The 16,005-nt window shown below is 64.7% G+C and carries 1 protein-coding gene and 1 pseudogene (1 of these 2 cut by a window edge); one reads left to right on the top strand and one right to left on the bottom strand.

All coding sequences use genetic code 11. From position 1 onward, the window contains the following. A pseudogene (locus tag ACIBJI_RS39095) lies at positions 1–207 on the bottom strand (PE family protein); the annotation flags it as partial. A 279-nt stretch (positions 208–486) separates the two neighbouring features. Between ACIBJI_RS39095 and ACIBJI_RS39090 the strand changes: the two are divergent. Next, positions 487–16,005, top strand: the beginning of a protein-coding gene (locus ACIBJI_RS39090; RefSeq protein WP_397088085.1) for a LuxR C-terminal-related transcriptional regulator. It continues 41,547 nt past the right edge of the window; the window shows 15,519 of its 57,066 coding nt (coding positions 1–15,519); it begins with the start codon at positions 487–489; its stop codon lies beyond the right edge, outside the window.

The following is a 16,005-nucleotide window of genomic DNA, read 5'->3' as shown; positions in this document are numbered from 1 at the left end:
GGCGCCCTCACCTCCATCCTGCTGTCCGGTCAACCCTTCACCACCAAAGCCCTCACCGAGGGCCTGCTCCCCGCCGTCACCGGCGGATTCCTCGGCGCCGCCGCCCACGGCGCCAGCGAAATCCGCACCGCCACAAAGACTCCGGAGACCGCGGTACCCGAGGTCACCGCGCCCGTCGCCCCCGAGGCCAACACCGGTACCGGTCAACGTCCGCTCACCCAGGCACTAGTCGACGCACTCGCCGAGCACGGCATCCTCACCCGCGACTTCAACCCGGCCGACCCGGCCGGATCCCAGCAACAGCAGCTCAACCAACTCGTCACACGGCTGCGGCAACCGGCGAACGACTTCAACACGGCACCGGCGCCGTTCATCCGCGAGGACTACAACATCAGCATCTGGAAGCCCAAGGATTCGCAGAGCCCGCTTCCCGATGCCGTCAACAACGCCCGTGTCGAGCAAGTCCAGCACCCCGACGCGGTAGTGGTGGCGAACGAGGCACCGCGGCTGCAGACACTGTACGCACCGCACGTTTCTGGTACGCCCCCGATAATTACCCAATCCCAAGGCGCGCCAGGACAACCGGGCAATCCCCAAGCCGGCGACGGCCCGGCGCATCATGGCGCTGACGGCAGCCCGCGCCCGCGCGCCGCCGATCCGGCAGCGACTGATCAGCGGCCGAGTTCGCATCCCGGCGACAAGGAGGCGGTCAACGCCCGGCAACACCCCGACGAGACAGCAGCGGGCGGCCAGCGTCCGCACCCCGCGGACAACGAAGCGCCCCACGCACGCCAACGCCCCGACGAGCCGACCAACGCACGCCAACGCGCTGACGAGCCGACCCCGCAACCGATTCGGCAGCCAGATCCCGCGCCGAAGGAGCCAGTCACCTCGGAGCGGCCCGTCGCGGTCGGCCCCAGCTCAGTGCAGGAACCCGCGCCTGCTCCGGTATCGCACCCCGCCGATGGCCAGCCGGGCGGTGCCCGCACCAACGCGGACGAACCAGCGAGCCCACATCCGGCTCAGCGGGGCGGTCCCACCCCCGATGACGCCGCCGCATCCGGGGGTCAGCACCCTGCCGACACCGATGGGGTCGACGGCGCCCGGCCACATCCCGCCGACGACAAACCGGCCGATGTGCGCACACCTTCCGACGAACCGGAGGCCCTGCCAGACGCTCAGGACGGTCCGGCACCGGATGAATCTTCCGCATCCGGCGGACCCAACCCGGCCGACTCCGAAATGGTCGGCGGTCCACGACCGCATGCCGCCGATTCCGACACCGCTGACGGTCCACGACCGCACCCCGCCGATACCGATAGTGAACAACCGCAACCAGTTGCGACCGCGGCAGCGCCGACCGCCGCTCGCCCCACCGACGCCGCGGCGGCGCCCGCCGCCGCTCGCCCGGCCGATGCGGCGGCCGCGCATCCCGCCGACGGCCGCCCGGCCCGGGCCCGCCAGGACAATCCGGCAGGGCCGCAGCAGCGAGGTCGGGACCGTCAACCCGGTCCGGAAGGGGGCGCACCGCGACGGGGCGGTCGCCGCCGGGTGGTGGCTCCCGAGACCAGCTCCCCACCACCGGATCTGGCCGCACCGGTGCCACAGGACCAGCAGACCCCGGTCCTCGTCAATGCCCTCGGTCCGGACGAGGCCGGCTCGCTGGTACCGCGACCCGCCGATTCGCCGGCGAACAAGCCCGGGGTCACGGCCGAGGCCGACCTCACAGCAACCTCGGTGCACTCCGGCACCACCCACGACCCCACCACCATTTCCGACCACACCGCGACCCCCGAGGTGCGGCCCGACCGCATCGCGACCCCCGAGGTGCGGCCCGACCCCATCGATAGGGCGACGAGTGGGCAGCAGCCGCCCCCTCATCCCGCCGACGACACCCCGGCCAGCGTCCATCTCGACGAACCGGTCGGCGAACAACCGGCTCAACAGTACGATCACGCGCCCGACGATGCGCCCGCATCGATCGGACAGCACCCGGCCGAACCCGGACCAGTCGACGGCGCACGGCCGCACCCCGCTGAAAACGATCCCGCCAACACCCACACCAACACCGACGAACCAGCGGTCCAACACAATCCGCGCCCCGACGAGGCCGGCGCCACAGGCAAACAACCAACGGCATCCGAACCAAGCGACGGCACGCCTGCGCACCCCGCCGACAACGATCCCGTCAACACCCACACCAACACCGACGAACCAGCGGTCCAACACAATCGGACGCCCGACGAGGATCACACCACCGCACCCGAAGCGACCGATGGCGCACGGCCGCACTCCGCGGCCGCCGACGCGGATAGCGGTTCGACTACACAAAGCACTGCCGAAGCGAATGCGGCCGAACCATCTGCGGGACGACAGACCGCCGAGGACGCCCTACAGGACTACGCGGATCGCTGCTCACCGGATCTGCCGGAAGAACAGCGCTTGGTGAACGCCTCCGAGGAAACCTTGGTGGAGATGTTGCGCAGCGGTGACCAGGCCGAGGTGACGGCCGCATTGATCGAGACCATCCGCCGTGGCGAGAACAAGGTGCTGCGCTGGACCCAGGTCGCCGCCATGCTGGCGATGCGGGATGGCCCGGTGAATATGGACGCCGGTGAGGGCAAGTCGCTGGTCTTCCTGGCACACGCGGCCCGTGATGCCATGGAACACGGTGCGGTGCAGGTGATCACCACTCGCGATAACCTCGCCAACCGCGAATTCGTTCGATACAAAGAGGTTCTGGGCCCGCTCGGTATCGAGGTAGTGCGCATGAACCCGGACACCGCACCACCACCCCCCGAGCCGGGCAAACCGACCATCTACATCGGTACCCAGCAGGATGTCGGTTTCGCCGCGCTGCGCGATAACTGGGTGCCGGGTCGGCGCGCCGCGATCGACGAGATCGACGAGGCGCTCGTGCACGCCGACACCCAGTACATCCTGTCCGACGGCGCGGGCCAACTCGCCGAAACCGAGGTCGCCGCGCAGGTCACCGATGCCCGCGACTTCCTGAGCGAATGCCTGGACCGGGGTGTGCTGACCGAATCCGATTTCGGCCGCACCGCGGACCAACGCGGCGGACCGGCGAATCTGACCGAGACCGGACGCCAGAGCTTGGAACGCCAGCTGGGCCGCGCACTGACCGACGACGAGCTGGGCCGACTGAATATGGCGGCCTCCGCCAAATGGGAATACGTCGAGAACGTGCACTATGTCCGGCACGAAATCGACGGGCAGGAACGGATATTCATCATCGACCAGACCACCCACAAGGTGATGTTCGATCCGGAAACCTCCAGCGAGAGTCGTTGGAACGGCGGTCTGGCCCAGGCGATCGAAGCGAAGCACGAGCTGGCCATCCGCAACGACCCGAACAGCTCGAAATCCATTACGGCACAGAAACTTTTCAGCAGTGAGAACTACGACCAGATAACCGGTGCGTCGGGCACCGCCGAAGGGTCCGCGGGCACCCTCAAAAGCCGGTTCGGCATGGGCGATGTCGTCAAGATCGACCGCTTCACCGACTCCAAGCTGGAGGTCAGGCAGGACACGATCTCGGCGGATGAGACAGCCAAGCTGAAGCAGGTTGCCGCCGATACCCAGGAGATGCAGAAAACCGGGCGCCCACAGCTGATTCTGTGTGATCGCAATGACCTCGTCGGAGCGCTGGCGAACGTCATGAAGACCGATCACCCCGACGTGGAATTCATCGCGGTGGACGCCAAGTGGTTCCTCGAGCACGGCACCAGCGCCGAGGACAATCTGCAGCTGATCTTCGATGCGGCGGGTCAAGAGGGCAAGGTCCTGATCATCAATATGCAGGGCGCCCGCGGAGTCGACATCCCGATCAGCGGGGCAGCCCGCGACCTCGGCGGCCTGCATGTCGCGGTCACCGGCCGGTCCGCACTGTCTCGCGATATCGATATCCAGGCCGAGAATCGCGCCGCCCGCAACGGCGAACCGGGCAGTGTCCAGTACTACACCGCACCCACCGACGGCCTCTACGCCCCCACTAACAACCCGATGGTCAAGCAGGTCGTTGTCAAGTACGTCAACGAGTACCACCAAGCCGCCGCCGAACATCAGGCGGCGCCGACCGCCGAGACGCAGGCGCGGCTCACCAAAGCCGAGAAGAATCTGCGTGACTTGGCCACGCCGCTGCAAGAGCTGGCGGGCGCGCAACACCAACTGGCTCGCGGCGGCAGCCATACCCCCGGCCCGTCGGCACACGCGCCCCCGACAACCCAGTCGGAGGACCCGAACCGAAGACACTTCATCAATCAAATGCCACAGGAATTGTCCGGTGGCACACTCAACGCTGCCACAGCAGGGCAAGAGTCGCTGCTCGACGACAAAATCAGCAAGTCCGGCAGGCCGTTGCTGGCCGATACAGCCGAGGTCCTGCAGCAGGCACAGAGCGGTGATCCGGCCGCGGCACACATATTGCAGCGGCGATTCGGGGCGGCGACCTACCAGCATGTGCTCACCGTGCTGGGCTGGGACGGGACGCACGGCACGCCACCCGAACCGGTGCAGCAACTCGCGCACGCAATCAACGCGGCTGGATTCCATTCCGCGCAGCTCGACGGATGGCAAACTCCCCAACCGGGCCAACTCGGCAACTGGCTGGGCGAAAAGCTGCGAAACGCGCTGCTGGACAGCCTCATTCACTTGACGGACGCCGAAGTCGGGTACTTCACCGAAGCACACCACGCGCTGCAGAGCGGCCACGAGCTCAGCCCGGCCCAGCTCGCCGCAGTACACAGTATGACCGCCGCGGTGCAGACACAGTTCCCGACCGTCTCGGTGGGCGCATCCGACAACCCTGCACCAGCGGCGCGATCCCAGGATTCCGCCGCTGCACCCAGCACAGGTGCCGTCACCGGCTCGATCCCTGCGCGTCCAACTACGACTGCGGAACGCAACGACGACCTATCCGCAAATGCCGCCGTACCGACCGACCAAATGCTCAGTCTTGTGGACGGTCAGGTCCCGGCTTCGAAGGCCCCCTCGGCGGGGACCAGCCCAGCCAAGAGCAAGCCCGGCGCGGGGCCCACGGCGAAATCGGGTCGCGGCCAGTGGATACCGAATGCTTCCCCGAGCGCCGCTCGGCAATCAGCCACTCCGCCGCGGCCCGTGGTCACCGCCGACGACCGCGCCGGAAAGCCTGGCTCCGGCAATCCTGCCCGGGCGGTCGGCTCCGACCAGCCGGTCATCCTCGTCGGCATGCAGGTGATGGCATCAGATTCCGACCACGAGATCGACGTTGACGAGACCGCATCTGCGGCGGCGAATTCCCAACCCACCGCTGCGAATCCCGAGTCGGAGTCCGAGCGCAGTATCAAGCAGGCAATCGCGTGCGAATTGCTCGACTCCTACGGCATTGAGGTACTTGGCCTCGAGAAGCTTTCCGTCGAGACCGCGATGTCGGTGCGGAACGCTGTCGTCGACGAATTCCGCGAAGAACCGAATATTGGCATAGAAGTGCTGGCGGTGGTTCCACTCAGGCACAAGAGCATTGCCATGGCGGGACCGATGTCGCGTAGCTTCCGATGCCGTGTCGTGTTTCTCAACGAAAATAGATTGAACAATGCCGCGAACATCGCAGAAATTCGGCAGAACGACAATCTGATATCCGCGACCGACGATGGTGTATACGACACAGTCCGCCACGAGCTGGCCCATCTGCGTGATCCTCGCGCCAAAGCCGCTGATCGCGATATCTGGCGCACATCAGCGCAGGCGAGGGCGTTTGGTTTCCTGTACAACCATTTCCGGGGACTCCTGAAGGCGAAGGCTCTACGCCCGGATACGCGCTTCGACCACTGGCTGGACCAGCTCAACGGCTACAGCCGACATCGCCAGGTCCTCCGCGACGAAGACTTCATGTACCCGGCCTTCTATGCGTGGTTGAACGGATTCGAAAACCAAGAGGCATTCGACGATTGGCTGAATACCGTCGGCGTCCAGAGGGTAAATGGAAAGGTAAAGCTCGCGACGCTGTTCGAGGCATGGCAACAACAGCACGATGACGCCGCTATGCGCCGGATAGTGGCAGAGCACTGGTCGGGTATCGCCGAACCCAGTCTGGGCGATCAGCCAGTTTTCCGGCCAGCGGAAGCATTGGCCGAGGCGCATATCGCTATCGGACTCGCCGCACCCAAGGTGAGCGATGAGTTCAAGAGTGCCTTCCAGGAGGACGCAGACGAGGACATACCGGTCGATTTCACGCATCCGGCTTACGCGCTGCAGGCGTTGTTAACCGGCCGTACGGTGGCCGAGGTTTGGGCGGATGCCGAGCGCCGGAATGCCGTGGCAATGGCACGGGCAAGCGATCGCGGACCGATTCCGGCTATGTCCGGCTCCCGCCCGAGTATCAAGCCGAACGGTCCAGCGGTAGCACTGGGTCGAGCGTGGCGAAACAGAACACCAGCCGCGCAGGCGAACTTCAAGCAGCGCATGCGTCAGATGAAAGTCGCTGCGGGCCAGAGCTATCCGATGGATGTGCTCGCCGGTCTGATAGATCGTCAGCGAGGCGGCCTGCTCGGCGACGGCGGCCCCGCGGGCGAAAGCGCATACTCCGAATTCGACCATGTGCCCACCGGCGAACTGGCGAAACAGATTCAGCGGATGAGTGATGCAGCCTGGCAACGATCGGAGCTCCTGCGTCGAGTACGCGATGCCCTGGCTGCCGCAGCTGGTCTCGCCGAGGTGCTGGGCGCCACCGAATGGACGGAGGACGATACCGCCCCTGCGGATCTGGATCTGAACGCGCTCCGTGATCGGGTGGTAGACGCGCAGTCTCGCCTCGGCGACCACACCTACGCCCGCGTCATGCAATTGGCGGTACTGCGCGAAACCATCGATTCAGCTGCTCCGCAGTACGCGGAAATCGCCGCCGAATTGACCGGTGCCCGTTCACGAGCGGAGGACTTGGCCGTCCAGGAAGTGGTCGCCGCCGGAATCGGGCACCCGGTCGGGGCGACCGGATTGCTCATCGAGAGCCTCCGAGTGGAAATGTTCGCCCGAGACGGTCAGGATTCTCCACTCTCCGAAGCAGCCCGGGCCGCGATCGAACAGCTGGGAATCCCGGTGGTCACCCGCCGGGTGCGGGTAGATCTGTCGGGCCGAATACTGGTCGAGGAGCTACCCGAATCGGTGCGGACCGCGCGTGCACAACGGCAGGACCGGTTGTGGCAGTCCAGCAATCCGGCCGAGGAAACCGCACCGCTACGCGCCGCGGACGAGCCGGGCGAGCAAGCGGCGGCGGCACAGCCGTGGCATCCGGTCATGACGGCGGAGCCCATGGCGGACCGACCGGATTGGGCTTCGCATATCAATGAGGTCAACGAGGAAGCGTTCATATCCCGCACGCACCTGCAGAGCGAGTTCGCCAGGAATCCGGATCCGGATCAATTGACTCCTGCCCAGGAGATGCGGCAGGACCGATTGCTCCGCCAGTTGGAAATGTTCGCCGAGGACCGGCAGACGCTCCGGATACAAGCGGCGGCCGACGTGGCGCTGCGATGGCTGGAGCAGGCGAGCGGGCGACGGATCGGACGTTGGGCCCGGCTCGACCACAACCGACTCACGATCATGTCGCCGTTCGCCGATCCCGAGCACTTCCTCGCCTCGGAAACGTTGAATGCACTCTCGCAGGCCGGAATCGAGGTCGAATATCGATATGTGCAGGTCGACAATGCGGGCCACGTCGAATGCACCGTGCTGAGCCCGTCCGATCTTCCGGTAACCGCCGTGGCCAGTGCGACGGGCACAGCCACTGCGCTGGCACGCATCGATGAAGTCGTCACGCACCTCGATCGAGTTCTGCAGCGCCGCGGCGTGGTCGACACATCCGGCGCTGGACAGTCGTTGCCGCAGTTGCGCGAGGCACGCGAGCGCACGGTTATCGAGCGGGAGCGCATGCGCGTGATCCGCGAGCGGTTGCGAGTCGAGCACGATCGGGTTTCGGCGACCCGCGCATCGGACACCGACACCACCGCATCCGAAAACCTCACTCGAGCCGATCGAGAGGTCCAACGGCTGAATGCGGAAGTCGCACGACTAACCCTGCTGATGCTCACAGTCACCGGCACGACAGCTCAACCTCGTGATCCGTTCGAAGACATGCTCGCGGGCGAGATGGAGGCGCAGTGGGACGCCGCTTCGGAAATGTCGGCGCAGCTGCGTACGACAACCGACACGGCGGCCCGGCAACTCGAGGGCGAAACACCGCTCGACGCAACCCGGAAATCCCAGTCCGCCGCACGCGATGCCGATGCACCAGGCACCGCAACCCTGCGGAATTCGGAACTCACCGGCGATATCGACGAACGCGGTTTCGAATTCGACGAACGCAGCAACGAACCAGCTGATCCGCAAACTCCGACATCGGTGGCCGAAGAACGATTCGTGACATGGTATCGGGCACGGTCGGCGGATCGATCCGGGCTACCGGTGCAGAGTCTCGACCAGTACATTGCCATGCACCGGCTGGAAACCACGCAGGTGAACCGCTGGCTGGCACGAGCGGCAATCGTAGCCACTGAACCTGTTGTGCCCGATGCGCAGTTCCCGCGTCCAAGCGCCGGCGGCATGACCGCTTGGCTGACCGAAGTCCGCCGTTATCTCGTAGTCCCCTCGGAAGAGATGGACGAACTGATTGGCGCGCCTGCTGGCACCTGGCGGGCAGCGGAACAAGGCGACGCCGAGCTCGATACGGCCCACTTGCGGTCGTTGCTACGGCGAATACCGGGTGCCCGCGAAGCCTACATGGACGTCGCACGGCTACGGGCAGAATTGCTGACACCGAACGGTCGCGCCGCCTATCCGGAGGGATATCGCCGCCTGGGGGAATACCTGCGCTCGAGACGGCAGGAAGCTGGTCTCTCACAAGTCAAGCTGGCGGCTCGAATAAGCGTGTCACGCAGTGCCCTATCGACATGGGAGACCGGAACCAATTCACCGGGCGAAGATACAATTCTGGCCCTGAGCGCAGCCCTGCCGTCTCGGTATCGTGTGGCGTACGCGGAGTTGGCCGAGTGCTTTACGCAGCTCGTGATTCCAGAAGTCACCTTTCCAGCTTTCGGCACCGCCGAATCCTTCGGTGAATATCTGCGTTACTTCCGACGTCTGAACAACGATCTCGGAAAGAGGGAAACCGCGCAGATCTTCGGAATCGATGAGATGTCGGTACCGTTTCACGAGGACAGAGGGGGCGTACCAACCGAACTCATCATGTTGCGGGCCTACGACCGCATCACTGAGTACACGCGGGAAAATGGACTCGAGCCCCCGGGCCCTTGGAACGATCTGGCAGAGCCGTGGGGGTTCTGGTACCGGATGGACCCGACCGGAGAAACGATTCCGTCACCGGCGGAATTCGATTTCGTGCACGAATGGCTGCGGGCGCTGAGATTCCATCTCAGGATGACCCAACCTGCTTTCGGTGCGCTGGTCGGGCAATCGTCGAGCGAGATTCAGCGGTTCGAGTTGGGTGGAAAGCCAAGGATCGTTGTACTACGCGAAATTCGCGATGCCCTCGGCATCCCCAACGAAACACTTATGGAGGTATTGCACAATTTCTACCCGCGGACCGATGCGGCGGACGCGGACCCGATGGATACCGAACTGCTCGAAAAATTGATTGCAACACAACCGGGTTCCGCAGAAGAGAAGCAAATCCGCCGCCAACTTGTGGAAAGGTACATTTGGGTTGCCGAGGTAGTGGCGAGCCGCTGGAAGATCCCCGGCCAGGATTTCGACGATCGCGTGGACATCGCCGTCGAGGCAATTATGAAGGCAACCGACGGTTTCGTGCCGCCCGGCAACTTTGCCCGAGCAGCACTGTCATCCGCCGGCTACGCCATGCGCCGGACTTACTTCGAGGGCAGATTCCGGACCACGGACGTGGAGTGGCGCAATGTGCTGATCAAAGTCAACACATACCTGAATTTGTGTCTCAACGAAAACCGGCCCGCGGGCGACTACGCCGAAATCGCCGCTGCGCTCGACCTGGATCCTGCGGATGTCCGGAACGCACTTGCCGAGATCGACGGTCGGCCGTCCGGACGCGGATCGACGCCTATCGATCCGAAGCTCGCGAAAAGAGTGCGAGCCGCGCTGAAGGGGCATCCCCGCTGGGATCTGGCAGAGCCGCTCGCGCTCGGCCACTTCATGCGGGGTACCCCGCTACGGGAAGTCGCTGAGCAACTCGGGATTTCGCTGGACGACGCACAGCACTTGGCGCGAGAGATCACCGAAAGACTGCGGGTGGAGTTCGCCGCACATGGTGGCGACACTCATCCACAAAGCCCTGCGACGACGCCGGCACCATCGTCATCGAATGCGGAGGGCACCCCGAACTCCGCGACCCTGCAAAAACTCCGCGCACGGCTGACCGCAGCACGGGCCGCACGTGCCGCACTGGCCGAAATGCTCGGCGTGGAACCGGATCTCGTCCGCCCTGGCGCACTGTGGCAAGCGCTGAACATTATTCAGCAGCGGATCGCGGGTAAGGATGTAGCGGCGGCTGTCGGCGCGGCGGCAGCCCCGATAATGCAGTGGATCGGGTTACGACTCGATCTCCATCACCGCACCGAGACGGCGTTCGTCGACGCGGTGGAGCTATTGAGCGCAGACCCGGCCGTCCAGCAAGCCTTGATCGACGAGAACCAGGCACTGGACGACCGACTGACGCAGCTCCTCGGCCTGTCGAAATACGAACGACTGGGCTCTCTTCCCGGTGGCGATCGACTCGCGGTTTTACGTCGGGTGGCGCAGACAACGGACTCATCCGAGATCGGTCTGCTCATCGAGGCGATTACGAACTTCGTCGAGCGTTTCGACGTCGAAGTAGTTCCCCCGGAACGCGATGCCGTGCAGGTCGCAGCGATCCGCGCGCAGCTGGCCCAAGCTTTGGAAGTCGCGCCGAATGAGGTGGCTCGCGAGCAGGCGGAGCAGATCGCGGAACAGACCGATGCACCAGAGATCGGACTTGTTGCCGAGTGGTATCTGTGGCTCACCACCGCCGAGTTGGCCAAAGAGCCCACTGAAGCGGACATTGCCGAGTTGGCGGGGGTAAGCGAAGAGTACGTCAGGGCAGTATTCGCAAATGACGAGCCGACATATTCCGAGCCCGAGCAGCGTGTCCTGATCGCTGCCCGCTCGCTCGGCCGCCTCGACAGGTTCGCGGACATCATCGACCCGACCTTCGCCGAACAGCGTTTCGTTCCACCGCGGTTCGACGACGGCGCGTTCATACCGGGTCATTTCGGAACACAGCCACCGCTGATAGAGGTGGCACGGCGAGTCGGCGCATCCCCGCAGGAGATCGGTCAGGCGCTGCTCGGAAATAGGAACAGCACCCGAACACGCCAAGTGGGCGAAGCGGCCGCCGCAGCCGGGTACTGGTATCACCCAGCAGGACCATACGCCCGCGTCGCGGCGGTATTTGCTAGCGAAACCGGCTCGGCCGCATCGGGTTCGAGTGTCCAGAACGCTCGTCGGTATGTCCTTGACTGCGCCATTCGAGTCGCCCGCACAGTGCGGGCGCTCGGCCACGACGAGGCACCCGAGCCCGACGAAAACGATCCCGCGTGGTCCGCGGATGACAACTGGCGCGCCCTCGAAGCGGGCATCCTCGCCCAGCTCACGGTCGAGCCAAAACCTGCGGATGGGACCGACCCGATCGCCGCCATCGCCGAAAGAATGCGCAGCGGGCAGGGACCGGATACCGCCGTCATCGTCGTCGACGACGGCGAGAACGCCCACGGCTTCATCATCACCAAAGTCGGGGACGAACTCATCGTCTTCGACACCCTCATCGAGGGCGACGCCCCGCGCGTACGAAGCTACGACGGCGACGAAAACGGCGAAAACAAGTGGGAACCCAGTTATCAACGCATAAGCACCCTCTATGTCGCTGAACTGAAAAACGACGGCGGCGTACTCACCGCGGTGAAACAACCCAACGCTGACCACGAAAACGAACCACACCCGAACAAGATCACCGGTCCACCGGCGGATGTGAGCGCAGCACTCCAGCAGGCACCGCGGGCTGCGGTCGTGCAGGTACTCGATCAGATCGACGCGGAGTTGCGTTCCATGAACGCCGCACAACGCCGCCGCCTCGCAACACTTCCCGGCCTCGCCGCACTTCCGAACTGGTTCGTGCGCAAGCTCGCACACGAAGCCGACGCACAGAAGCTGGCGGCTGGGCTGCCAGCCACGATGACGCCCGACGAGTGGCACAGTCAGGCGCGCGAGCTGACCGACGAACTCGCCGGACTTCTCGGACTGCGGCAGCCGAGTACCGAATGGACAAACCCGTCCAGCAGCGACCCACTCCATGAACTCCGGAAGATCAGCAGGCGCGACACCGCACCACCTGAACTCGAACACCTCGTCGATGCCGCGACACAATCGCTGGGGCTGGCGGAGATAGCGGCCGCTGTCGAGCCCATCCACGAGTTGATGGCCACCTGGCCGGTAGCGGAACACCTCGACGCGGCAATTGGCATCGCGTGGGAGCTGGCAGTGCAGGCTCGGGCCAATGAGGGTGGTAGCCCGCGCATTTCCGGCTCGATACTGGGGCAACCGGGTAATCGGTGGGTGGAGATCGAGGTCGCCGATGACAGTCGGGACCTGCCCGTACGCGCCGATGACACCCGTTCCGGCTGGCGTGCTGTGGAGTTGCTGGACGCGAAGGCCGGGACGTGGGGCTGGACCGTGCCACGTGACCGCCGAAAGAAGGTGTGGTTCAGGCTCTTCGAGGCGTCCGGGCGCGCAGATCCGTCACGGGTCATGCGTGAACCCGAGATGAAACTGAGCTTCGCCCAAGGTTCTGTGGCGCCGGGTGCCCGAGCGGCACGCCACGCGGCGGAGGAATTCCTGGCTGAGGCCGGTTGGCCAGACGATCAAGAGCGCTACGACCTGCTCATGCTGCTATCCGAGTTGGTATCGAACGTCGATCGTTACGCCCACGAGGGCGGGGCTCAGGTGCGTGCCTTCCGGTTCGGCGATGTGTTCCGGTTCGAGATCGGTGATGTAAGCCGGGGGTTGCCGGAGCGCCAGCAGGAAAGCGATTTCGATTCCGTCACCGATCAAGACTTTTCGGGTGACGAACTGGACCAATGGGAAGCGGGCTTACTGACCGCCGGAACCCACGGCCGTGGCATCGGATTGCTCGAAGAGATGGCCTCGGCCTGGGGTGTCGACCTGGAACGCGCCGGCGGCAAGACCGTTTGGTTCGAGATCCGGATGCCGGACACCGCAGCCAGCGCCAGTGACACATCAGACGACCCGGATCATGGCGCACCGAAGAGTCCGGACGCACCACCGCTCACCGAGACCGGACCAGCGAGTCTACCGGCAGCGGCCCCGGCCGAAGCCCAAGCTCCGAGCACACCATCGGAGCAGCTCCACCCGGAAGCTCCCTCCGCCCAACAGCTTTGGGAGCAGCACGGGCAGGAACTCGTCCGGCTCGTCTTCGTCATGCTGGGTGCTCCGCCGCTGCCCGGACGCCCACCAGCCCCGCCATTGGCGCGGTTGGCTCAGGAGATCATCCGCGATACCTTCCGCGACGTAGCGAGCGGTCACGCACCGGAAGACGGGGATATCCGAGGGTGGTTGCGTGACCTCGCGCAGGATTCGGTGCACCGCAAGCGGCTTCAGCGGATTCGCGAGGGAGTCCTGGAAGCCTTGCGTCGCACCGGAAAATACGATTCCGACCCGACATACCGGGCAATCGCCTCCATGGACCATCGCGAGTTCGAGCAACGAGTCGCAGAATTGGCACCCGGACAAGGCCTTTGGCTGGAACGCCGCTTCTTCCTCGGATTCGATCGAGCCACGGCCGCCTCGGTCCACCCACTCAGGAATATGACGTCGGACTTGCTGGCTGCCTTGGAGCGCGGTGCCATCGATCGCTTGGCAGCGCTGGAGGCTTCGCACACCAGCGAACCCGACTCGGACGAGACAGCGCAGGAGGCCTCGGCCGCATATGCGCTCCCGCCGACCGGCTCACGTGAGTTCGCCGAACTGCGAACAGCCGTTGCGGCTCGTGTTCCCGAGAAGCTGTGGAATGCGGTGGGCGAAGACCTCGAGAAGCTGGTGCGACACATCGCTGCGCTGCGCGACGAACGGCACCGGAATCTCGTCGAAATGCATTACCTCTCCGGGCTGACTGCAGCTGAGGTCCGACGAATACTCGGCATGGCCGACAGCACGTTTCATGAATTGAAAGATCGCGTCACCGACGTGCTGGTGCAAGCGTCGACGCGGGGGCCGGTATTCCGAGTCGGAGTCGATGAGCTTCCACCGCCTGGGTCACCGCAACGCGTCGAGCTGACCGAAGCGGTAGCAGCGCGGATGCCCGCAGCATTACGCGAGGCGATGCGCGGCGACCTCGCGAAACTACTCGAAGCCATCGCCGCCCTTCCTGAAATCCATCGGCAATATGCCGAGCTGGCCTACCTGCAGGGCCTGACCCCGACCGAAATATGGCAGGTCACCGGGGTCAAACGGGCGATGCAGGTGAATTACGTGCCGGGTGCCCTTACCGACCGGTTGACCCGAGGGCCTGTATTCCGTGTCGGCGAAGACGAACTCCCCCTCCCGGGCTCTCCTGAATACGCCGAGCTGCAGAAAGCCGTGGCAGCCCGGGTACCGGACGTGCTGCGCGAGGCGATGAACGGCGACGTGGCGAAGCTGTTGGAGGCCATCGCCGCTATACGTTCGGAGAATGCCCGACGGTATGCTGAGCTGAGCTACCTGCAAGGCATGTCACCTGCTGAGATTTGTACAGAGCTCGGCGTCATGCGCGCTGCGGTCGACTCCATGCGCCTCGATACCTCATTTGGCTTGGCGAACTGGTTGAACCGAGGGCCGATATTCGAAATCGGCATGGAGGAGCTGCCACTCCCGGGCTCGACGCGATACCTGGAGCTCGCCGGGGCGGTAGCTGCTCGGGTACCCGCATCGGTCGCCGCCGAAATGGGAGATGGGCTCGAACCTCTGCTGCGCGCCATCGCAAGGCTCCCGCACGACGAACGCGTGTACTGCCAATTGGTGTATTTCGGGGGATTGCGCCGTCGTGAAATAGCCCACGCAATGGGACATCGCAGCGAACGAGAAACCGACTGGCTCAGGGCTTCCGCGGCGCGTCGGGTGGTGGCCGAGTTGCGGCGCGGTCGATCGGAAGACGCTGCATCGATTCCTTCCATGCGCCTTACCGTCGCAGCACGGCTGGGTTTGGATCCGCACGATTTGATGCCCGGCTCCAGCACCGTCGAGCGGCTGCGTGCCGGCCATGATATGGCGCGGGCGGCGCTGGCCGGGTTACTCGGGGTAGCGCCAGATGCGCTGCACCACGGACCGGTACGGGCGGCGGTCGATAACCTGGCGCTGCAGCTGATCGGTATGAGCGCCGATCAACGGGCGGTGGCCTTCCAAGCGGATGCAATACCGGGCCTGATCGCATGGATGGCACAGTGGCTCCAACTGGACCGGGCCATCCAGACCGAAGCAGTGGCAGCAATCGGGGGCAAGCAGGCAGCCGCTGACGCAAGACAATTGTTGGATCAGCGGGCCGACGAGTTGGAACACGAACTCACGGGACTGCTCGGTGTTTCGCAGCTGCATTCGACCGTTGGCGAAACCAGCGATTCCGCAGCGGCCGAACTGCGGCGATTCGCCGACCTGGTGGATTCGCCCGCGATAGGCGAATTGCTCACCGTAATCGAAAACTACCTGAAGACCTATGACGCCGCCGTCCTGGTCGAGTACGTGGAAAACGACAACCGCGACGATCGCCATGTCTTCGGGATTCCAGCGGCGGCGCGGATACTCCGCGAAGCCACTGCAACATCCACCGAAGTGTTACCGGCACAGACCCCGACTGAAGCACAGGCTCCACGTCCCGATGGGTCATTTGATGTCGTGCAGGTCCAAACGCTGCGCCTCGAGTTGGCCAAGGTATTGGGAATCAATCCCGCTCTCCTGAAC

Source organism: Nocardia sp. NPDC050408 (assembly GCF_044458905.1).
GTDB lineage: Bacteria > Actinomycetota > Actinomycetes > Mycobacteriales > Mycobacteriaceae > Nocardia.
This window is presented reverse-complemented; position numbering and strand designations above follow the sequence as displayed.